This is a genomic window from Devosia sp. YIM 151766, from assembly GCF_030285925.1.
Taxonomy (GTDB): Bacteria; Pseudomonadota; Alphaproteobacteria; order Rhizobiales; family Devosiaceae; genus Devosia.
The window spans coordinates 1,630,634-1,652,630 of sequence record NZ_CP127251.1; the positions used below are offsets into that span (position 1 = coordinate 1,630,634).

Sequence of the window (21,997 nt, forward strand, 5' to 3'; positions counted from 1 at the left end):
CGATGCAATTAGCAACAAATTTACAGGTGTACGGTCTTGTACGGCCATATCGGGATTAGTCCTTAGGGGCATCCGGCCAGGGTGCCGATTGGTGATCCATGGGAGGGGGGGCCCGTGTCACTTGCTGCCACTTTGAACAATGATGGGCGCTCGTCCAGTCACGGATGGCGCGACGTGCGCTTTATCGGTGCGCTGGCGGGCCGCTATGCCTTGCCGGACCGCCGGCAGTCGCCGCAGGAGAAAATCCCCATCTATGCCTGCCGCCTCTGTTCGATTTCTCCGCGCATGCTGGTGGCCGTGGGGCCGGAGGTCGGCCGCGAAGGCGAGACGGTTTCCTCCCATTTCGATGAATTCGGCATTCTGCACGGCCGCATCACCCGCCGATTGCCCTCCGGCTTCGTCATCGACATCGAGATGCCGGAAAGCGCCCGCGCCAAGCTCGGCGCCAAGATCGAATGGCACAAGAAATACATGCAGTCGCAGGTTCCCGACAAGCGCGAGCATAAACGCTTTCCGCCCCGCGATCCGCGCAGCCTGCTGACGCTGGGCGACGGCACCAGCATTCCCTGCTTCATCATCGACGTGTCCCAGTCCGGCGCGGCGATCTCCGCGCATTTCTGGCCGGAAATCGGTACGCCCATGGCCGTGGGCCGGCTGGTGGGGCGCGTCGTCCGCTATCTCGAAGTGGGTTTCGCCCTGCAATTCGTCCAGATTCAGGATCGCGATGCCGTGGAATATCTGTTGCAGCCGCCAGACGGATAGCAGCGGTCGCCATGCGGCCCCACCCGAACGAGCGGATGGCGCCGCATCAGCGAGCGGTCGGATCAGGCCGAATAATACATCTCGTATTCGGCCGGATGGGGGGTCTGCTCGACCTTGATCACTTCCTGCATCTTGAGGTCGATATAGCTGTCGATGAAGTCGTCATCCATGACGCCGGCGACTTTGAGAAAGTCGCGGTCGGTCGACAGATTTTCCAGCGCTTCGCGCAAAGAGGCGGCGACGACGGGGATTTCCTTGAGCTCTTCCCGGGGCAGCTCGTAAAGATCCTTGTCCATCGGATCGCCGGGATGGATCTTGTTGCGGATGCCGTCGAGGCCGGCCATCAGCAGCGCGGTATAGGCGAGATAGGGATTGGCCAGCGGATCGGGGAAGCGGACCTCGACGCGCTTGGACTTGGGGCTCTGGCCGAAGGGAATGCGGCAGGAAGCCGAACGGTTACGGGCCGAATAGGCCAGCAGGACCGGCGCCTCGAAGCCCGGCACCAGCCGCTTGTAGGAATTGGTGGTCGGATTGGTGAAGGCGTTGATGGCCTTGGCGTGCTTGATGATGCCGCCGATATAATAAAGGCATTCCATGGAGAGGCCGGCATATTGGTCGCCGGCGAATAGCGGCTTGCCGTCCTTCCAGATGGAGGAATGGCAATGCATGCCCGAGCCATTGTCGCCATAGACCGGCTTGGGCATGAAGGTCGCGGTCTTGCCATAGGCATTGGCCACCTGCTGCACCACATATTTGTAGATCAGCACATCATCGGCCGAGGCGATCATGGTCTTGAACTTCACCCCCAGTTCATGCTGGGCCGACGCCACTTCGTGGTGGTGCTTTTCGACGACGACGCCCATCGAGCTCATGGCTTCGAGCATCTCGCCGCGCATGTCCTGGGCGCTGTCCAGCGGCGGCACCGGGAAATAACCCTTTTTGAGGCCGATATGATGGCCGCTATTGCCGCCTTCGCGAACGGTGTCGCTATTGCTCGGCAGCTCGGAGTGATCGACCGAAAAGCCGACCTTGTAGGTGCTGTTGGAATAGCGCACATCGTCGAAAATGAAGAATTCCGGCTCCGGGCCGAAGACGACGGTGTCGCCGATGCCGCTGGACTTGACCAGCGCCTCGGCCTTCTTGGCGATGGAGCGCGGGTCGCGATTATAGGGCTGATAGGTGGCGGGTTCGAGAATGTCGCAGTTCACCGCCAGGGTGGAGGCGGCGAAGAAGGGGTCGAGATAGGCCGAATTCGGATCGGGCATCAGCACCATGTCGCTTTCGTTGATGGCCTTCCAGCCGGCAACGGAAGAGCCGTCGAACATGACGCCTTCCTCGAACATGTCGGCGTCGACCACCGAGACGTCCATGGTGACGTGCTGCAGCTTGCCGCGCAGATCGGTGAAGCGCAGGTCAAGATACTTGATGTTCTCATCCGCGATCTTCTGGATGATGTCGCTTCCGGTGGTCATTTATCGTCCTCTGTCTGGTCGGAATGCTGTTGCTGGCTGGGGTTCAGAGCGCGTCGTCGCCGGCTTCGCCGGTACGGATGCGGATCGCCTGCTCGATGGAATAGACGAAAATCTTGCCGTCGCCGATCCGGCCGGTCTGCGCGGCAGCCCGGATCGCCTCGATCGCCTTGTCGGCCAGGTCGTCGGGGCACACGACCTCGACCTTCACCTTGGGCAGGAAATCCACGACATATTCGGCGCCGCGATACAGCTCGGTATGGCCCTTCTGGCGCCCGAAGCCCTTGGCCTCGGTCACGGTAATGCCTTGCAGGCCAACGTCCTGTAGCGCTTCCTTGATCTCGTCGAGCTTGAACGGCTTCACGATAGCCTCGATTTTCTTCACTTACGCCTCCACTGGTCGTTTTCGGCAGTTGATGCAAAGACGTATGCATGGGCCGTGCCACGCTATGCCAAAGCCGAAATTGCGTTATAATCGAATAAGTTAGAGGAAGCAGGCTCGGGAGGCGCTTCCGCCAATCCCAGCCTGATTGCGCAAAAAATGGGCAATATGCCCATATCCTACGCAAGTCCGGCCCCTTGTCGCAAGGCGAGTGGCGCGCGATTGAGCGTCGGCGGCACAGAGGCGGCGGGACAATGAGGCTTTGACTGGCCTACGCTCTTCATATAGATGCAACGCCAACCCGGCCGACGGGGGCCCTTGCGGGTGTGGCGGAACTGGTAGACGCACTGGATTTAGGTTCCAGCGCCGCAAGGCGTGGAGGTTCGAGTCCTCTCACCCGCACCACATGGCCTCGGCCTAACGAGATCAATCAAGACGGGAATAAGACCCCAATGCAGGTAACCGAAACCCTCAATGAAGGCCTGAAGCGCAAGCTGAACGTGACCATTCCGGCCGCAGACCTCAATTCGCGCCTTGACGCCAAGCTCGAAGAGCTCAAGGGCCAGGCCAATATCAAGGGCTTCCGTCCCGGCAAGGTGCCGACCGCGCACCTGAAGAAGGTCTATGGCCGCTCGGCCATGTCGGAAGTGATGACCGATGCCATCAATGCGACGGTTTCGGACACGCTCGACGAGCGCAAGGAACGCGCCGCGGCCCAGCCGAAGGTGGACCTGCCCCAGGACCAGACCGTCATCAACGAAGTGCTGGACGGCAAGGCCGACCTGGCATTCGACGTCGAATATGAAGTTCTGCCGCCGGTGACCCTGATGGACATCAAGGGCGTCAAGATCGACAAGCCGGTGGTGGATGTCACCGACGAGGAAGTCGAGGCCGAGGTCAAGCGCGTGTTCAACCAGAACCGCGGCTATACCGACAAGGGCGAAGGCGCCATTGTCGAGAACGGCGACCGGCTGGGCCTCAGCTTCGTCGGCAAGATCGACGGCAAGGAATTCGAAGGCGGCTCGTCCGACCACGCCCATCTGACCGTGGGCTCGGGCGAATTCATTCCCGGCTTCGAAGAACAGCTGGTGGGCATGAAGAAGGACGAGACCAAGACCATCTCCGTCACCTTCCCCGCCGACTACCAGAACAAGGACCTGGCCGGCAAGGACGCGACTTTCGACGTCACCATCCTGCATGCCGACGGTCCGAACCAGGGCGAGCTGGACGACGAATTCGCCAAGAATCTGGGCCTCGAAGACGTGGCCGGCCTGCGCAAGGCGGTGCGCGACCAGATGGAAAGCGCCCTGGCCTCGATGGGTCGCCAGCACATGAAGCGCCAGGTTCTGGATGCGCTGGACGATGGCCACAAATTCGACGTGCCCGAGCAATTGGTCGATGCCGAATTCAACACCATCTGGGAACGGGTGGTGCACGAGATCGAGCATCACGGCCGCTCCTTCGAAGATGAAGGCACGACCGAGGAAGAAGCCAAGGAACAATATAAGCGCATCGCCGAGCGCCGCGTGCGCTTGGGCCTGGTGGTCGCCGAAATCGGCAATGTCAACGAAGTCCAGGTGACCGACGAGGAGCACCAGCAGGCGCTGATCGCCGAAGTGCGGCGCTTTGCCGGCCAGGAACAGCAGGTCTACGATTATTACCGCAAGAACCCGCAGGCTCTCGCCAGCCTGCGCGCGCCGATCTTCGAGAACAAGGTGGTCGACCACATCATCGAACTGGGTGAAATCACCGAGAAGAAGATGAGCCGCGACGAACTCGCCAAGCTGATCGAAGCCGGCGAGGACGAAGTTCCCGAGGAACACCACCACTAAAATTTTCGCAGGGTCGCTTGCGAACGAAAAGGCCGCCTTCGGGCGGTCTTTTTTGTGTCGGGGGGTGGAGAAATCGGGGCCGCGTGGTTCGTGCTTCGACAAACTCGGCAGGCTCCATCTCCCGCAGACCTCATCCTGAGCTTGTCGAAGGACGAGATCGGTAAATCCGGGGCCGCGACCTCGTGGTTCGACAGGCTCACCATGAGGTCTATGAGCGGGCGGTGCATTTTTGGGCATCCGTACCTCCGCTATTCGTCACCCTCGCGTCAAGCGCGAGGGTGACGAGCGGGGATGGCAGGCCTCAATGCACGGTTTCCCGGCAGAATTGATCGGCTTGGCGCGGGCAATGGGTGAACCATTTCCCCCCTGCCCCCTTGTTCCTGCACCATAGGAGCACGCCATGACCCAATATACATCAGACGCCACCCATCAGCCCAAGGGCGACCATAACCGCCGCTTGTCGCTGGGTTTCGAGCCGGAGCAATTCGCCGCCGAGGCCGGCATCAGCGTCGAGCAATTGCAGAATTACGAACGCACCGCGCCCGATGACGATTACGATCCGCTGGTGGCGCAGCGCGTCGCCGAGGCGCTGGAGCGGCTGGAACGGACGCTGCCCAATCACCAGACCGGCCGCAGCGATATGCCAGGCCGTCATGCGCCGCATCCCGACCATGCCAGCCATCCGCGCCTCGAGGATTATGAACTGACCCAGGCCACGCTGGAAGGCGCACCGGTTTATGGGCCGGGCAATGAGGAATTGGGCAAGGTGACCCATGTTCTGGGCACCGGCGTTGCCGGCGAAGTGATCATCGATGTCGGCGGATTTTTGGGGCTCGGGGCCAAGCCGGTCGCCGTGCCCATCGGGCAGCTCGATTTCATGCGCGACGAGAACCGCAACGTGCATGCGCTGACCTATTTGAGCAAGGAGGAGCTGAAAGCTCTCCCGGCCCATCGGAGCCATTGAGCCCGGCGGGCCCCGCGCATCATTCCGGGCCTTGGCCCGGAAACGTCAGAAGAAATAGAAAAGCAGGCTCGCGCCGAGCAGCGCGCCGAGGCGCGGAATGCGGAAATTGGCCAGCCGGTACGCAATACTCAATCCGGCTGTCGGCCAATGTCCAGGCACGTTCGAACCGACGCTAACCCCTTGATACGCAATACTGGGCAGTTCGGCTCGCATACGGCAAACTCCAGACCAACCGTATGGGCGATTTGTACCAGCGGGCACTTAAGAAAGTGCTGTCAAAGAACGAAGGATGCGTAAACCGGGCGGCCTATCTTGGGACGCGCGCCCGATCGTTCCGGCATAGGCCGGTTCTCTAAAGGTTCATCTTGACGGCCCTCGCCTTGCCATGAGTGTGGGAATTGTCATGGCGGCGAGACCCACGGAAACGCTGGAATATGCTAGAAAACAAGCTGACCCGATTCGGGCGATCAGTATGGAACGTGCATGTCTCAGGATCTCTTCGGTAGCGCTGCGCCTCAGCCGGAAACACCAAAGCGGAAAGACCCGGCCAAGGCGGCGCCCGCCCCCGGCGCCGATGCCTATGGCGCGGCCGAAATCGAGATATTGGAAGGCCTGGAGCCGGTGCGCCGCCGGCCCGGCATGTATGTCGGCGGCACCGATGCCAATGCCTATCACCACCTCTTCGCCGAGGTCATCGACAATTCCATGGACGAGGCCATTGCCGGCCATGCCAACCGGATCGAGGTGCATCTGGGCGCCGATGGCTATATCACGGTGACCGACAATGGCCGTGGCATCCCGGTCGAGAAGCATCCGAAATTCCCCAATCGCTCGACCCTGGAAATCGTCCATACCGTTTTGCATGCCGGCGGCAAGTTCGACTCCAAGGCCTATGAAACCTCCGGCGGCCTGCATGGCGTGGGCGTGTCGGTGGTGAACGCGCTTTCCGACGACATGGTCGTGGAAGTCGCCCGCGACCAGCAATTGCACCGCATCGTCTTTGCGCGCGGCAAGGTGGTCGAGGACGTCACCAATATCGGCCGGGTACAGAACCGGCGCGGTACCTCGACCCGCTTCCATCCCGACCCGGAAATTTTCGGCCCGACGGCGCATTTCTCGCCCGGGCGGATTTTCCGCATGACCCGGGCCAAGGCCTATCTTTTCGGCGGCGTGGAATTGCGCTGGAGCTGCGACGAGAGCCTGGCCAGCGAGGACGTGCCGGCCAAGGCGGTGTTCCATTATCCCGACGGGCTCAAGGATTTCATGGCGGCGCGGATCGAGGGCGAGACGCGGATCGCCGACGAAATCTTCGCCGGCAAGAGCGGCCGCCCCGGCAGCCATGGTTCGGTGGAATGGGCCATTGCCTGGACCCTGGGCGACGGCGGCGTGCAATCCTATTGCAACACCGTGCCGACGCCGGATGGCGGCACCCATGAATCCGGGCTGCGCACGGCGCTGCTGCGCGGGCTCAAGAATTACGCCGAACTGACCAAGAACAAGAGCGCCGCGAACCTCACCGCCGAGGACGTGCTGACCTCCTGCGTGGCCATGCTCTCGGTTTTCGTGCGCGAGCCGGAATTCGTCGGTCAGACCAAGGACAAGCTGGCCTCGGGCGAGGCTACCCGCATCGTCGACAACGCCCTGCGCGACGCCTTCGATCACTGGCTGGCGGCCTCGCCATTGCAGGCGGGCAAACTGCTCGACTGGGCGGTGGAGCGCGCCGAGGAGCGGTTGCGCCGCCGCAAGGAAAAGGAAATCGACCGGGCGAGCGCCACGCGAAAGCTGCGCCTGCCGGGCAAGCTCGCCGATTGTACGCAGAATGCGGCTCAAGGCGCCGAATTGTTCATCGTCGAGGGCGATTCGGCTGGCGGCTCGGCCAAACAGGCGCGCAGCCGCGCCAATCAGGCGGTGCTGCCGCTGCGCGGCAAGATTCTCAACGTGGCCGGCGCCAGCCGCGAAAAACTGGCGGCGAACCAGTTGATCGCCGACCTGATTCAGGCCTTGGGCTGCGGCACGCGGGACCGCTATTCCGAGGATGATCTGCGCTATGACAAGATCATCATCATGACCGACGCCGATGTGGACGGCGCCCATATCGCCTCGCTGCTGATCACGTTTTTCTTCCAGGAAATGCCGCGGCTGATCGAGAACGGGCATCTTTATCTCGCCCTGCCCCCGCTCTACCGCATCAGTCAGGGCGGCAAGACGCTTTATGCCCGCGACGACGCCCACAAGAACGAATTGATGGAGAGCGAGTTCGCCGGCAGGGGCAAGGTGGACATCACCCGCTTCAAGGGCCTGGGCGAAATGCCGTTCGCGCATCTGCGCGAGACCACCATGTCGCCCAAGACGCGGACATTGCTGCAAGTCAAGGTGCTGGATGACCGCGACGCCACCAAGTCCACGGTGGACCGGCTGATGGGCAACAGGCCCGAAGCGCGGTTCGAATTCATCCAGGAGAACGCGGCCTTCGTCACCGACCTCGATATCTAGCGCGGCGCTAACCTAAACATGGCCAATATTGTTGACAGGCCGGGCCTTTGCGTTATGGTCCGCGCCGCCGGTATTGTTACCAAGTGCGCGCAGGCATTACTCGCCGCCGCAGCGCCTGGATGACCGACGGGGCGTGCAGACGGCCAATGGCAGGTTGTCGATGCCCGAGCCGCGGGTGCTGAGGAATTCGTCGATTGGTTGGCACCCACGCAGGAACCGTCCGCAGGATGGCGCCTGTCGACTTCCAAATACCGGTCGCGCGACCCGGGCAATCCTGCCAGGAGCGACACCGGACAGCATCCTTGAGTGGAACGACCGACTTGACCGATACTTTCTCCGGACTGGGCTTGTCCAGCAAGGTTACCGACGCGGTGGCCGCGGCAGGCTATACCAAGCCAACCGAAATCCAGGTCCAGGCTATCCCGCACCTTCTAGAGAAGAAGGACCTGATCGGCATCGCCCAGACCGGCACCGGCAAGACGGCGAGCTTCGTGCTGCCCATGCTGACCCTGCTGGAAGCCGGCCGCGCCCGCGCCCGCATGCCGCGCACGCTCATTCTGGAGCCGACGCGCGAACTTGCTGCGCAGGTTTCCGAAAATTTCGAGAAATACGGCAAGAACCACCGGCTTTCGATGGCCCTGATCATCGGCGGCGTGTCCTTCGAGGACCAGAACAAGAAGCTGGATCGCGGCGTCGATGTCTTGATCGCTACGCCCGGCCGCCTGCTCGATCAGTTCGAGCGCGGCAAAATCCTGCTGACCGGCGTTGAGATCCTCGTCATCGACGAAGCCGACCGCATGCTGGACATGGGCTTTATCGACGACATCGAGAAAATCTGCTCGCGCCTGCCGCCGCGCCGCCAGACCATGCTGTTCTCGGCCACGATGGACGCCCAGATCGAGCGGCTGACCAAGAAATTCCTCAAGGACCCGGTGCATGTGCATGTGTCGCGCGCCGCATCCACCGCCGACACGATCGACCAGAAGCTGGTCAGGGTCTCCGCCAAGCCGGACGAACGGCGCGCCGCCTTGCGCAAGCGCATCGACGCCGCCGAGGGGCTGACCAACGCCATCATCTTCTGTAATCGCAAGCGCGACGTGGCGACGCTGGCCCGGTCCCTGCAGCGGCACAAATATTCCGCCGGCGCCCTGCATGGCGACATGGACCAGAAAAGCCGGATGGAGACGCTGGACGCCTTCAAGACCAACAAGCTGACCCTGCTGGTGGCCAGCGATGTGGCGGCGCGCGGCCTCGATATTCCGGCCGTGAGCCATGTGTTCAATTTCGACGTTCCCGTGCATGCCGAAGATTACGTGCACCGCATCGGCCGCACGGGCCGCGCCGGCCGCTCCGGCGTCGCCTATACCTTGGTCGCGCCGTCCGAGGAGAAGAACCTGGACGCCATCCTCAAGCTGATCCAGAAGCCGCTGGAATGGGTCGAAGAGCCGGGAAGCGGCCGAAAGACCGAGAAGCCGGAAACGGCCGAGCAGGCGGAACCGCCCAAGGCGAGGCCGTCGCGCCGCCGCAAAACCGCACCGGCCGAAGAAGCTGCAAGCCCGGTCGCCGCCGCCAAGGCCGAACCGGTCAAGGCGGAGCCGCGGCCGGAACCGCGCCGCCGCGACAAGAAAGCCGAGGACATCAGTGAAGCCGAGGCCGCAGACGGTCCGTTCGGTTCGGCGGGACCTGTTCCAGCTTTCCTGCTGCGTTCCACCAGAGCGTCCTGACGGGCCCGCAAATATAACCGACACTCAACTATCGAATCCTGCCAAGTTGTGATTGAGTTCACCGAAGCGGCCACGACAACATATACGTCGCCTCGGTTTTCGGTTACTTTGCAGGTCGGCGCAACTATGCGCGGGGGGAGCAGTGTCGGACCAGGAATTCATACGGGCGCTCGGCTATGCCAATGCGGCGTTTGACCTGCTCAAGCGCAGTCAGATTCCGCCCTATCCGCAATTCTACGAACTGCTCTATACTTACGCCACCGGCGTGAATCCCTCGCTGAATAACCGCATCAACGCCATTTTCCGCAGCGGCACTTCGCCATCGACCGATCTGGCCGAAACGCTCTACAACGAATTCCTCAAATCCGATGTAAACGATCGCATGTCGAGCGTGTCGGAACGCATGCATGCGCGCATCGAATCGGTGCATGACGCGATCGACGCCGCCATGACCACGGCCAATGCCTATTCCGGCTCGCTGCAATCGGCGGCGGGCGACCTGGAACGCGACCTGGGCGGCGAGGCGATGAAGACCCTGGCGACCAGGCTGCTGACCGAGACGCGCCGCATGCAGAACACCAATCGCGAACTGGAGCAGAAGCTGGAGGCGTCGCGCGACGACATCTCGGCGCTGCAACGCGACCTCGACGATGTGCGACGCGAATCCATGCTCGATCCGCTGACCAAGATCGCCAATCGCAAGAGCTTCGATGAAGGGCTCGCGGACGGCATCGCCGCATCGGTCCGGAGCGGCGATCCGCTCTGCCTCATGCTGATCGACATCGACCATTTCAAGAATTTCAACGACACTTTCGGCCACCAGACTGGCGACCAGGTGCTGCGGCTGGTGGCGATGACGCTGAAGTCCAACATCAAGGGCAAGGATCTCGCCGCCCGCTATGGCGGCGAGGAATTCGCCGCCATCCTGCCCTCGACCGATCTGCAAGGCGCGATCATCGTGGCGGAAAATATCCGCAAGGCCATTCAGGCCAAGGAATTGCTCAAGCGCTCCACCAACGAAAAGCTGGGCCGGATCACCGCCTCGTTCGGCGTGGCGCGCTTCCGGGCGGCGGACAGCGCCATGACCTTGATCGAACGGGCGGATCAGTGCCTTTATGCCGCCAAGCATGCCGGGCGCAATCGCGTCGTCAGCGAAGACGAGCTGGTCGAGATCGATGACGTTTCCGACAAGAACGTATCGATAGCCTGAGACCCATCGTTTTTGGCGGCTGGGCTCCTTTGCTCCCCTGCCCTTGGCCCCTTGCCCGTTTGCCTCAAACCCCGCTCGTCACCCTCGTGTCGAGCGCGAGGGTGACGATCCTGGGAAGGGCGCTATCGAAGCCAAATGCGATAGCCCAATCTCAAGAAGTGAGACCGCCTATTCCGTCGCCGTCAATTCCACCCCCAGGCCCGAGAGCATATCCCAATATTCCGGGTAGGTTTTGCCGGTGCAGGACGGGTCGAGAATGGTGATGCCGCCAATGCGCAAGCCCGCCAGGGCGAAGCTCATGGCGATGCGGTGATCGTGATAGGTCTCGATGCGGGCCGGCAAGGTCTGTCCCGACAGGGACGGATCGGCATTGACCACCAGATCATCCCCCTCCTCGCGCGCCAGGCCTGCGCGGATGCGGTTGAGTTCATTGGCGACGGCGCGGATGCGGTCGGTTTCCTTGACGCGCAGATTGGCGATGCCGACGAAACGGACCGGACGATTGTTGAAGGCGGCGAGGACGGCCATGGTGGGCACGGCGTCCTGCATCTGCGAGCCGTCGATGATTGCCGGCATGTCGGGAAAAGCCGCGATCAGCGCCTGCGCGGCGGCGTCGGGCTGGGTGAAGGCATTGGCGGGGACGCCGAGATCGATCGCGCCATCGGTCAGCGCCGCGAGGCCCCAGAGATAGGTGGCGGCGGAGGCATCGGGCTCGATATGGAAATCGGCGGCCTTGTAGCCGGTCGGCTGGACCAGCCAGGAGCCGTCGTCGCGGGATTCGACCTCGGCGCCGAAGGCGCGCATGGCGGCCAGCGTCAGATCGACATAGCCGCGCGCGCCGATATCCTTGCCGGTGAGCGCCACTTCGACCGGGCCAGCGCCGAAAGGCGCCGCCATGAGCAAAGCGGACACATATTGGCTGGACAGCGAGGCATCGATTTCCACCCTGCCCGTGCCGAAATGACCGGTGCCGCGAACAGTGACCGGGGGGCAGCCGGTGGGCGCATCGGCGGCAATACCGAGGGAATTGAGCGCGTCCACCAGCGGCCTGATCGGGCGCAGGCGCATATCCTCGTCGCCATCGACGATGACCGTGCCCTCGATAGTGGCGACGGCGGCGGTGAGGAAGCGCGTGGCGGTGCCGGCATTGCCCAGAAAGAGCGCCCTGGGGGGCGCGGCGAGCCGACCGGTGCCGGTGACGAGAAAAGTAGTGGCGTCCGGTTCCTCCACCGTCACACCCATTTCACGCAGGGCGCGGGCCATCAGCACCGTGTCCTTGCTCTTGAGCGCGCCGGTGAGGCGGCTGGTGCCATTCGCCAAGGCGGCGAGCAACAGGGCGCGATTGGTGATCGACTTGCTCCCCGGAGGCGAAACGCGGCCGGTCAACGGAGAAAGGGGCGGGGTGATGGTATAGGCGAGGGGAAGATCGTTCATAATGAAGGATCAATGCACTAGCCGATTGGTCTGTGCAACTGGATCGGCCGATAAAGGGGCTATTTGAGGCCGTTTGGGCGGGATGTTGCCCAAGACCTCATGGTGAGCTTGTCGAACCATGAGGGCAGAGACACCGGGGCCGCGACCTCGTCCTTAGACAGGCTCAGGATGAGGTCTGTGGGGCTTGGAGCTTGGCGTTGAGGGGCCGGTGCTGGTCAGGCCCCTGCCCTAGCCTCGGCCAGGGCCTTGAGGTCGGCGGCGGCCAGGGTGACGCTTTCGCCGCAGCCGCAGGCGCTGGTCTGGTTGGGGTTTTTGAAGGTGAAGCTGGAACCGAGCTTGCCGGCCTCGAAATCCATGACGGTGCCGAGCAGATACATGGTCGCCTTGGGATCGACCCAGACATTGACGCCCCTGTCCTCGACATGGTCGTCGCCATTTATCGGCTCGGTGACATATTCCATCGTGTAGGAGACGCCGGCGCAGCCGGCATTCCTGATGCCCACGCGCAGGCCGATGACCGGCTTGTCCGAATCCTCGACAATCTCGGTGATGCGCTCGGCGGCGGCATCGGTCAGCGACATGATCTTGAACGGCATCGGCAGGCACCTTCTATCGGCATGTTACGATATATAGGCCGAAACGCGCGGAATTACCACCAGTTCAACGCAACTTGTGCTTCCTCGCTCATGCGCGACGCATCCCAGGGCGGATCGAAAACCATGTTGACGGTGACGTCCTGGACGCCTTCCACCCCGCGCGCGGCATTTTCCACCCAACCGGGCATTTCGCCGGCCACCGGACAGCCAGGAGCGGTGAGCGTCATGTCGATCACCAGATTCCGGTCGTCGTCGAGATCGACCCTGTAGATGAGGCCGAGTTCGTAGATGTCGACCGGAATTTCGGGATCATAGACGGTCTTGAGGGCGCCGATCAGATCGCTGGTGATGCGTTCGACCTCGCCTTCCGGCAGGCCGGAGGGCAGGCTGGATGCCATCCGGGCATCGGCGGCGATTTCGGTCTTGGTCTCTTCGGTCATGACTGCCTTCCTCAGGCGAAAAATTTCCGGGCGCGCTCGATGCCATCGACCAGCGCATCCACATCGTCCTTGCCGTTATATAGGGCGAAAGAGGCGCGGCAGGTAGAGGTGGTGCCGAAACGGTGCAGCAAGGGCTGGGCGCAATGGGTGCCGGCGCGGACGGCGATGCCATAGCGATCGAGAATGGTGGCGATATCATGGGCGTGGGCGCCGGCGATCTCGAAGGAGAAGATGCCGCCCTTGCCCGGCGCCGAGCCGATCAGGCGCAGCGAATTGATGCGACTGAGGCGCTCCTGGGCATAATCGGCGACCTCGCGCTCATGGGCCGCTATGGCGTCCAGGCTGAGGCTTTCCATATAGTCGAGCGCGGCGCCGAGGCCCATTCCCTGGACGATGGGCGGGGTGCCGGCCTCGAAGCGGTGGGGCGGCTCGTTATAGGTGACGCCGTCCAGGGTGACGGTATCGATCATCTCGCCGCCACCCTGATAGGGCTGCATTTCGGCCAGCAGATCGTATTTGCCGTAAAGCACGCCGATGCCGGTCGGGCCATAGAGCTTATGGCCGGTCATGATGTAGAAATCGGCGTCGAGGTCCTGAACGTCGACGGGCATGTGCACGGCGGCCTGGGAACCATCGACCAGGACCGGAATGCCGCGCGCATGGGCAATGGCGACCATCTCCTTGATCGGATTGACGGTGCCAAGCACGTTGGACATATGGGTAACGGCGACGATACGGGTCCGGTCGGTCAGCGAGCGCTCGAAGGCCTGCATGTCGAGGCTGCCATCCTCGGTCACATCCACCCATTTGATCACCGCGCCCCGGCGCTCGCGATGAAAATGCCAGGGCACGATATTGGAATGGTGCTCCATGATCGTGGTGACGATCTCGTCGCCTTCGCGAAGGCGCGGGCCGACAAAGGACGCGGCGACCAGATTGATCGATTCCGTGGCGGATTTGGTGAAGATGATTTCCTCGATCCGACCGGCATTGAGGAAGCGGCGAACGCTTTCGCGGCCGGCCTCGTAACCTTCGGTCGCCCGATTGGCCAGCGTGTGCAAGCCTCGGTGAACATTGGCATATTCATGCCGGAAGCCATGATCCATGCGCTCGAGGACCTGAACCGGCTTCTGGGCCGAGGCGCCGCTGTCGAGATAGACCAGGCGCTGGCCGTGGATCTGTTCCGACAGAAGCGGGAAATCGGCGCGGATTTTTTCGAGATCGAAGGTCATTACATATCCAATCTGGCCGCTTCTGTTCTCCCTCCCCTCGAGGGGAGGGAGGCAATGGAGCCGGGAGGCCCCGGCCTGGCCTATTCCTCGCCCGCGAGCCAGTCGTCGACGACGCCTTGCAGGGCTTCGTTCAGGGCCTCGTCTTCAACGGGATCGATGAGTTCGGCGATGAAGCCGCGAACCAGCATGGTTTCCGCCTCGGCCCTGGGGATGCCGCGGCTGAGCAGGTAGAAGAGGCTATCCTCGTCCAGCTTGCCGCAGGTGGAACCGTGGCCGCAGACGACGTCGTCGGCATAGATTTCCAGCTCGGGCTTGCTCAGGATTTCCGCCTCGTCGGACAGCATCAGGCCCTGATGCATGAACTTGGCGTCGGTCTTCTGTGCGTCGCGGGCGACGATCAGCTTGCCCTGGATCACCGATTTGGAGCGGCCACGGGTGATGGACTTGAACAGCGGCTGCGACGAGGTATGGGGCACCGCATGGGTGATTTCCATCGTGATATCAGCATGTTGCCCCTCGGACACCATGTTGAGCCCGGTGACGTCGGCATGGGCTTCGGCGCCGCCAAGCGTCGGGAACAGATTGGTGCGCGAAAGCCCGGCCCCGGCATGGATGATCAGCGTCCGCAGCTTGGCGCCGTCGGCAAGATGATATTCGTTGGTCGCGAAATGCGAGACGCCACGGCCATTCAGGTCGATGGTAATGTGGGTGACCACGGCATTCTTGCCCAAAGCCATATAGGTGGCGCGGTTGCCGACATGGGCGGCATCGGAGCCCGAAAAGGTTTCGAGGATGATGGCGGAGGCATTGTCGGCCACGAAAACCTTAAGCGCATCAGCCACATGGGCGGCTTCGCCCTCGAAGCGGCGATCGATCTGGATGACCGGTTCGACCTTGTTCTCGAGGTTTAGCGTCAGGGCCTCTTTCGTCAACGCATTGTTGACGTGGACGAGCATGTCGTCGCGTGTCGTCAGCACGCCGCCATTGGCCTTGCCGACAATCACGCCGGCCGGGGCCGCGGCCGCGTTCTGGATCGCGCCATTGGCGATCGTCAGGTTGAAGGCGCCGGGCACGTGCAGCGCCGGAGCGCCGGCTTCATTGGCCGGCTGGCCGAGCGCCGGCACGGCGCGCAGCAGGGTCTTGAGGTCGGTATAATGATAGCTCTCGACGCGGCGGGTGGGCAGGCCGGCCACATTGATGCGCTCGGCCACCTGGTCGGCGCCGACGGACTTGAGCTGATCGATCAGGACTTGCTCGGCGGCGCCGAGACGAACGGGAAAATTGGATCGCATGATGTCTCAGGCCGCCTTATCGTCATAACCGGCATAGCCCTTGGCTTCGAGCTGGAGCGCCAGGTCCTTGTCGCCGCTTTCCACGATCCGGCCATCGGAGAAGACATGCACCACGTCGGGCACGATGTGGTTCAGCAGGCGCTGGTAATGGGTGATGACCAGCATGGCCCGCTGGCCGTCGCGCAGGGCGTTGACCCCCTTGGAGACGACCTGGAGCGCGTCAATGTCGAGCCCGGAATCGGTTTCGTCGAGCACGGCCAGCGAGGGCTTGAGCAGCGCCATCTGGAGGATTTCGGCGCGCTTCTTCTCGCCGCCGGAAAAGCCGACATTGAGTGGGCGCTTGAGCATGTCGCTGTCGATATTGAGCTGGGCCCCGGCTTCCTTGACGGCGCGCATGAATTCAGGGGTCGTCAATTCGCCCTCGCCACGCGCCTTGCGCTGGGCGTTCATGGCCGCCTTGAGGAAGGTCATGGTGGCGACGCCGGGAATTTCGATCGGATATTGGAAGGCCAGGAACAGGCCGGCGGCGGCCCGCTCATGGGGCGCCATTTCGAGGATGTTCTCGCCGTTGAGCAGAACCTCACCCTCGGTGACCTCATAATTCTCGTTGCCGGCCAGCACATAGCTGAGCGTGGACTTGCCCGAACCATTGCGGCCCATGACGGCATGCACCTGGCCGGGCGGAATGACGAGGCTCACCCCCTTGAGGATTTCGCGTTCCTCGATACGGGCGTGCAGATTGCGGATTTCCAATACGGGAGTGGTCATTTTTTTCTCCATGGCGCCAGTCAGTCGCCGGTTTCGTTGAAGGCCCCCTCACCCGCCTTTCGGGCGACCTCTCCCCCGGAGGGAAAGGCGGGAGGGAGCCGCAATGTCTGTTCTTCACCTCTCCTTGGGGGAGAGGTCGGCGCATAGCGCCGGGTGAGAGGGCCTTCGGCCCCTAGCCCACGCTCCCCTCAAGACTGATGGCGATCAGCTTCTGGGATTCGACCATGAATTCCATCGGCAGATGCTGGAGCACGTCGCGGACGAAGCCATTGACGATCAGCGCCACGGCTTCTTCTTCGTCGAGGCCGCGCTGCAGGCAGTAGAACATCTGATCGTCGGAAATCTTCGACGTGGTGGCCTCGTGCTCGAACACGGCGGTGCCATTACGGCTCTCGATATAAGGAATCGTGTGAGCCCCGCATTTGTCGCCGATCAACAAACTGTCGCATTGGGTGAAATTGCGGGCATTGGTCGCCCGGGCATGGGCCGAGACCTGGCCGCGATAGGTGTTGTCGGAGAAGCCGGCGGCGATGCCCTTGGAGATGATGCGACTGGACGTGTTCTTGCCCAGATGGATCATCTTGGTGCCGCTGTCGATCTGCTGATAGCCGTTCGAAATGGCGATGGAATAGAATTCGCCGCGCGAACCGTCGCCGCGCAGGATGCAGCTCGGATATTTCCAGGTAATGGCCGAGCCGGTTTCCACCTGAGTCCAGGAGATGTGCGAATTGACCCCGCGACAATCGCCGCGCTTGGTGACGAAATTGTAGATGCCGCCCTTGCCGTCCTTGTCGCCCGGATACCAGTTCTGGACGGTGGAATACTTGATTTCGGCATTGTCGAGGGCGACCAGCTCCACCACCGCGGCATGCAGCTGGTTCTCATCGCGCATCGGCGCGGTGCAGCCTTCGAGATAGCTCACATAGCTATCGTCGTCGGCGATGATCAGCGTACGCTCGAACTGGCCGGTATTCCGCTCGTTGATGCGGAAATAGGTCGAGAGCTCCATGGGGCAACGCACACCCTTGGGGATGTAAACGAAAGACCCGTCGGTGAAGACCGCCGAATTGAGAGTTGCGTAATAATTGTCGGACACCGGAACGACCGTGCCCAGATATTGCTTCACCAGATCGGGATATTCGCGCACCGCTTCCGAGATCGAGCAGAAAATGATGCCGTGCTTGGCCAGTTCCTCGCGGAACGTGGTGACCACCGAAACCGAGTCGAAGACCGCGTCGACCGCGACATTGCCGCTATAGGGAGAACCGGTAGGCTCGCCCGCGCCTTCGACGCCGGCCAGAATGGCCTGTTCGCGCAGCGGAATGCCGAGCTTTTCATAGGTGCGCAGCAATTCGGGATCGACTTCATCGAGGCTTTGGGGGCCCTTGAAGGCTTTCGGCGCCGCATAATAGCTGATCGATTGGAAGTCGATCTTGGGATAATGCACCTTGGCCCAGCTCGGCTCGTCCATGGTCTGCCAGCGGCGGAAGGCGTCGAGACGCCATTCCAGCATCCATTCCGGCTCCTGCTTCTTGGCCGAGATCATACGGACCGTATCCTCATCGAGGCCGATGGGCGCGACATCGGATTCGATATCGGTCTCGAAGCCGTATTTGTACTTGTCGACGTCAAGCGCCAGAACCTGCTCGACGGTTTCCCGGTCGATCTCTTCCTTGAGCGTTGGAATATCGTAGTCCGCCATAAGGCTCTCCTTTTAGCTCATCGACGGTTCAAGGCCGTCGCGAACGAATAGATAGTGACGGCCAGGCCGCCTTTCTTTGGCGCATTCTCGAAACGGAAAAGCGGTGGCACTCTTCCTGAGAACGCTTAAGCCGCTTTCCCTTCCCGCCGCCGGCGGGAGAGGAGCGTTTCGAAACCGGCCAGGAACGCCTCGGCATCCTCGCCGGTGGAATTCCAGCCGAAGCTGACGCGCAGGGCGCTTTCGGCCAGCGTTTTGTCGACGCCCATGGCGGCAAGCACATGGCTGGCGCCGACCTTGCCCGACGAGCAGGCCGAGCCGGACGACACCGACAGGCCCATCAGATCCAGCGCCATCATGGCGGTGGCGTTGCGCAGGCCGGGCACGGCGAAATTGACCACATTGCCCACCCGCTCGGCCTCGGCGCCGAAAATCACCGTATCGGGCGCCATGGCCCGCAACCCGGCCTCGACGCGGCCGGTCAGCGCAGTGATGGCGTCGTAATCGTAAACCGCTGCCTCGGCGGCTGCGCCGAAAGCGGCAATCAGGGCCGTGGCTTCGGTGCCGCCGCGCCGGCCCTGCTCCTGCCCGCCGCCGGGAATGAGCCGGACGATGTCGGCATGACCCTTGACCAACAAGGCGCCGATGCCGGCGGGAGCGCCGATCTTGTGGCCGCTTATAGCCATCATGTCGGGTGCGGAAGCGGCAAAATCCAGAGGCAGCTTGCCGCAGGCCTGAACGGCGTCGATGAAAAGCGTGTGACGGGTGGGACCGACCAGCGCGTTGATAAGGCCCATCGGCTGCACCACGCCGGTTTCATTATTGACCCAATGCAGGGCGACCAGCAGCGTGATCCCTTCGTCATCGGCGCGACTGAGAATTGCCGCGACTTGATCGAGATCAATGCAGCCCTGCCCATCGAGCGCGATGGTCCATACAGGCAGGCCCGTGGCTTCCGCCGCCTTCTGGACGGCGGCGTGCTCCCCCGCACTGACGGCTATGGCGCCTGCCGAAAAACTCCTGACGCCGCCGACGATCGCCTGGGTGATCGCTTCGGTGGCCGAACCGGTAAAGACCAGCTGACGGGTTTCGGCGCCGGCAAGCCGTGCGACCTGCTGCCGGCCGGTCTCGATGAGGTTGCGCAAGGCCCGTCCATGGGCATGGACGGATGATGGATTGCCATGGAGTTCGAGCGCGGCAAGCAGAGCCGCCCTCGCCTCGGGACGAAGCGGGGACGCGGCATTATGATCAAGATAGACCGCCGGTCTCGTCATCTTACCTTTGGGACCACGGGCCCCGTCCATGTTGTACGACCGCAGCGGAAAACCCGTTCCCGGCTCCCGCGTCAGGCCGCGACGCCTGCGCGTCCGTCATATCTTATATGCCCGGCCCGAGACCCTGACGCCTCGCCAAAACCAAACACTTCTTGAATTTTCGAGCCCAACATCATTACAAGGGGCGCTCTAGCTGGCCGCAAACCGGCCAGAACCCGTTTTTGAACAATTCTAAACTGGTTTTCGGACCCATGTTTTAGGGAGAGCACAGCGCTTAGTCAAGCCGCGCAGAGTGCTTTCCCGGGCCCGAATTGACCATTGTGATAAAGCCTGAAAGGCCGGAAACGAACCTATGCCTGAAGTGATCTTCAATGGCCCGGAAGGGCGCCTCGAAGGCCGGTACCAGCCGGGCAAGGAGCCCAATGCGCCGGTTGCCATTGTGCTGCATCCCCACCCGCAATTCGGCGGGACGATGAACAACCAGATCGTCTATAACCTGTTCTACATGTTCGCCGAGCGCGGCTTTTCGGTGCTGCGCTTCAATTCGCGCGGCGTGGGCCGCTCGCAAGGCGCGTTCGATCATGGCGTCGGCGAATTGTCCGATGCCGCCGCGGCGCTCGACTGGTTGCAGACCATCAATCGCGAGTCGCGCGGCTGCTGGATCGCCGGTTTCTCCTTCGGCGCCTGGATCGGCATGCAATTGCTGATGCGCCGCCCGGAAGTGGAAGGGTTCATTTCCGTGGCGCCGCCGGAAAACCTCTACGATTTCTCCTTCCTGGCCCCCTGCCCCTCCTCGGGCCTGATCATCCATGGCGACAAGGACCGCGTGGCCCCGCCGCAATCGGTGCAGAAGCTGGTGGACAAGCTCAAGACGCAGAAGGGCATCACCATCGAGCAGCAGATCGTCGATGGCGCCAACCACTTCTTCGAAGGCAAGGTCGATGAACTGACCACGCGCTGCGCCGAATATCTCGACCGTCGCCGTCAGGAGATCGCGGATGGCGGCGGGCGCTGAGGGGCGCACTGAATGCGATTGAAACCACCACGGAGGCAACCCCGCGAAAGCGGGGACCTCCGTTTCCCTAGCGGTGGTCCTTTCAAACAGAGGTTCCCGCTTTCGCGGGAATGACCCTGTGATGGGGACGACCTTTGGATCGCACAAAATGACCAAGTTCAAATCCGACTTCCTGCGCACGCTGGACGAGCGCGGCTTCATCCACCAGATTTCCGACCCGGAAGGACTCGACAGGCTGGCCAGCGAGGGCCGGATCACCGCCTATATCGGCTATGACCCGACGGCAGCGAGCCTGCATGTGGGGCACCTCACCCAGATCATGATGCTGCACTGGCTGCAGGCGACCGGCCATCGGCCGATCGCGCTGATGGGCGGCGGCACCGGCATGATCGGCGACCCCAGCTTCAAGGACGAGGCGCGCAAGCTGCTCGGCGTCGAGGGTATCAGGAGCAATATCGAGGGCATTAAGGCCAAGTTCGGCAATTTCCTCACCTTCGAGGAAGCCGGCGGCAATGCCATCATGGCCAATAATGCCGATTGGCTGCTGGAGCTCAATTATGTCGAGTTCCTGCGCGATGTGGGCCAGCATTTCTCGGTCAACCGCATGCTGAGCTTCGACTCGGTGAAGCAGCGCCTCGACCGCGAGCAATCGCTGAGCTTCCTCGAATTCAACTACATGATCCTGCAGGCCTACGACTTCGTCGAGCTGAACAAGCGCTACGATTGCGTGTTGCAGATGGGCGGCTCGGATCAATGGGGCAATATCGTCAACGGCATCGATCTCGGCCACCGCATGCTGGGCAGGCAGTTCTACGCGCTGACCTCGCCGCTGCTGACCACCGCCTCGGGCCAGAAGATGGGCAAGTCGCTGGGCGGGGCCATGTGGCTCAACGCCGACATGATGAGCGTCTATGATTTCTGGCAATATTGGCGGAATACCGAGGACGCCGACGTGCTGCGCTTCATGAAGCTGTTCACCATCCTGCCGATCGACGAGATCGAGCGGGTGGCGGCCGGCGACATCAACGAGGCCAAGAAGCGGCTGGCCACCGAAGTCACCGGGCTGGTGCATGGCCGAGCGGCGGCGGAAGAGGCGGCGGAAACGGCGCGCGCCACCTTCGAGGCGGGGACGCTGGACCTGTCGCTGCCCACCGCCGAAGTGAGCCATGCCGAGCTCAATGCCGGGATCGGGGTGCTCAATGCCCTGGTCAAGGCCGGGCTGGCCGGCTCCAATGGCGAAGCGCGGCGGCATGTTTCTTCCGGCGCCGTGCGGGTCAACGACGCGGTGGTCGAGGATGAACGGCTCAGCCTCGGCGAGAACGCTTTATTGCCCGAAGGCGTGGTCAAGCTCTCGGTGGGCAAGAAACGCCACGCCTTGCTCAGGCCGGTCTAGGCTCGGCCACAGCGAAAT

The 21,997-nt window shown here is 62.4% G+C and carries 19 protein-coding genes and 1 tRNA gene; 9 read left to right on the plus strand and 11 right to left on the minus strand.

The window, feature by feature from the left end; all coding sequences use genetic code 11:
• Nucleotides 1-114: 114 nt before the first annotated feature.
• Nucleotides 115-762, plus strand: coding sequence for a PilZ domain-containing protein (locus O9Z70_RS07950; protein WP_286021926.1), 648 nt, complete (start codon nt 115-117; stop codon nt 760-762).
• A 62-nt stretch (nt 763-824) separates the two neighbouring features.
• Here the strand turns inward: O9Z70_RS07950 and glnA are convergent, their stop codons facing one another.
• Nucleotides 825-2,234, minus strand: a complete 1,410-nt coding sequence (gene glnA, locus O9Z70_RS07955; RefSeq protein ID WP_286021927.1) for a type I glutamate--ammonia ligase — start codon at nt 2,232-2,234, stop codon at nt 825-827.
• A gap of 43 nt (nt 2,235-2,277) precedes the next feature.
• The gene (locus tag O9Z70_RS07960) at nt 2,278-2,616 is read right to left on the minus strand and encodes a P-II family nitrogen regulator (protein ID WP_286021928.1); all 339 of its coding nucleotides are present in this window, start codon (nt 2,614-2,616) and stop codon (nt 2,278-2,280) included.
• A 317-nt stretch (nt 2,617-2,933) separates the two neighbouring features.
• Between O9Z70_RS07960 and O9Z70_RS07965 the strand changes: the two genes are divergently transcribed.
• The 3 genes from O9Z70_RS07965 to O9Z70_RS07975 all read left to right on the plus strand — a co-directional run bounded on the left by O9Z70_RS07965 (nt 2,934) and on the right by O9Z70_RS07975 (nt 5,409).
• Nucleotides 2,934-3,018 (plus strand) — tRNA-Leu (locus tag O9Z70_RS07965).
• 47 nt (nt 3,019-3,065) lie between these two features.
• Nucleotides 3,066-4,445, plus strand: a complete 1,380-nt coding sequence (gene tig, locus O9Z70_RS07970; RefSeq protein ID WP_286021929.1) for a trigger factor — start codon at nt 3,066-3,068, stop codon at nt 4,443-4,445.
• A gap of 640 nt (nt 4,446-5,085) precedes the next feature.
• The gene (locus O9Z70_RS07975) at nt 5,086-5,409 is read left to right on the plus strand and encodes a PRC-barrel domain-containing protein (protein ID WP_286021978.1); all 324 of its coding nucleotides are present in this window, start codon (nt 5,086-5,088) and stop codon (nt 5,407-5,409) included.
• A gap of 45 nt (nt 5,410-5,454) precedes the next feature.
• Here the strand turns inward: O9Z70_RS07975 and O9Z70_RS07980 are convergent, their stop codons facing one another.
• Entirely contained in the window at nt 5,455-5,622 is a 168-nt protein-coding gene (locus O9Z70_RS07980) for a hypothetical protein (RefSeq protein ID WP_286021930.1), read from the minus strand.
• A gap of 270 nt (nt 5,623-5,892) precedes the next feature.
• Here O9Z70_RS07980 and parE point away from each other — a divergent pair, with 270 nt between their 5' ends.
• From parE to O9Z70_RS07995, 3 genes are all read left to right on the plus strand, one after another.
• Nucleotides 5,893-7,902 (plus strand): DNA topoisomerase IV subunit B, encoded by a 2,010-nt coding sequence (parE, locus tag O9Z70_RS07985; protein WP_286021931.1) that lies wholly within the window; start codon nt 5,893-5,895, stop codon nt 7,900-7,902.
• A 320-nt stretch (nt 7,903-8,222) separates the two neighbouring features.
• Nucleotides 8,223-9,626: a DEAD/DEAH box helicase gene (locus O9Z70_RS07990; protein ID WP_286021932.1), complete on the plus strand. Its 1,404-nt coding sequence runs from the start codon at nt 8,223-8,225 to the stop codon at nt 9,624-9,626.
• A 142-nt stretch (nt 9,627-9,768) separates the two neighbouring features.
• Nucleotides 9,769-10,836, plus strand: a complete 1,068-nt coding sequence (locus O9Z70_RS07995; RefSeq protein WP_286021933.1) for a GGDEF domain-containing protein — start codon at nt 9,769-9,771, stop codon at nt 10,834-10,836.
• 168 nt (nt 10,837-11,004) lie between these two features.
• On the opposite strand, the gene O9Z70_RS08000 is transcribed toward O9Z70_RS07995, so the two are convergent.
• From O9Z70_RS08000 to O9Z70_RS08035, 8 genes are all read right to left on the minus strand, one after another.
• Nucleotides 11,005-12,270 (minus strand): 3-phosphoshikimate 1-carboxyvinyltransferase, encoded by a 1,266-nt coding sequence (locus O9Z70_RS08000; protein ID WP_286021934.1) that lies wholly within the window; start codon nt 12,268-12,270, stop codon nt 11,005-11,007.
• A gap of 215 nt (nt 12,271-12,485) precedes the next feature.
• Complete coding sequence (locus O9Z70_RS08005; protein WP_502870173.1) at nt 12,486-12,866, minus strand: HesB/IscA family protein; 381 nt, start codon at nt 12,864-12,866, stop codon at nt 12,486-12,488.
• Between the two features lie 53 nt (nt 12,867-12,919).
• Nucleotides 12,920-13,306, minus strand: coding sequence for an SUF system Fe-S cluster assembly protein (locus O9Z70_RS08010; RefSeq protein ID WP_502870174.1), 387 nt, complete (start codon nt 13,304-13,306; stop codon nt 12,920-12,922).
• Between the two features lie 11 nt (nt 13,307-13,317).
• The gene (locus tag O9Z70_RS08015) at nt 13,318-14,538 is read right to left on the minus strand and encodes a cysteine desulfurase (protein WP_286021935.1); all 1,221 of its coding nucleotides are present in this window, start codon (nt 14,536-14,538) and stop codon (nt 13,318-13,320) included.
• 80 nt (nt 14,539-14,618) lie between these two features.
• Nucleotides 14,619-15,830 carry a Fe-S cluster assembly protein SufD gene (gene sufD / locus O9Z70_RS08020; RefSeq protein WP_286021936.1) on the minus strand — a complete coding sequence of 404 codons (1,212 nt, stop codon included), beginning with the start codon at nt 15,828-15,830 and terminating at the stop codon, nt 14,619-14,621.
• A 6-nt stretch (nt 15,831-15,836) separates the two neighbouring features.
• Nucleotides 15,837-16,598: a Fe-S cluster assembly ATPase SufC gene (gene sufC / locus O9Z70_RS08025; RefSeq protein ID WP_286018302.1), complete on the minus strand. Its 762-nt coding sequence runs from the start codon at nt 16,596-16,598 to the stop codon at nt 15,837-15,839.
• Between the two features lie 172 nt (nt 16,599-16,770).
• Nucleotides 16,771-18,300, minus strand: a complete 1,530-nt coding sequence (gene sufB, locus O9Z70_RS08030) for a Fe-S cluster assembly protein SufB (RefSeq protein ID WP_286018303.1) — start codon at nt 18,298-18,300, stop codon at nt 16,771-16,773.
• A gap of 125 nt (nt 18,301-18,425) precedes the next feature.
• Nucleotides 18,426-19,571: a cysteine desulfurase family protein gene (locus O9Z70_RS08035; RefSeq protein WP_286018304.1), complete on the minus strand. Its 1,146-nt coding sequence runs from the start codon at nt 19,569-19,571 to the stop codon at nt 18,426-18,428.
• Nucleotides 19,572-19,923: 352 nt separating this feature from the next.
• Here O9Z70_RS08035 and O9Z70_RS08040 point away from each other — a divergent pair, with 352 nt between their 5' ends.
• Complete coding sequence (locus O9Z70_RS08040) at nt 19,924-20,586, plus strand: alpha/beta hydrolase (RefSeq protein WP_286018305.1); 663 nt, start codon at nt 19,924-19,926, stop codon at nt 20,584-20,586.
• Between the two features lie 148 nt (nt 20,587-20,734).
• Nucleotides 20,735-21,979 carry a tyrosine--tRNA ligase gene (gene tyrS, locus O9Z70_RS08045; protein ID WP_286018306.1) on the plus strand — a complete coding sequence of 415 codons (1,245 nt, stop codon included), beginning with the start codon at nt 20,735-20,737 and terminating at the stop codon, nt 21,977-21,979.
• Nucleotides 21,980-21,997: the final 18 nt, after the last annotated feature.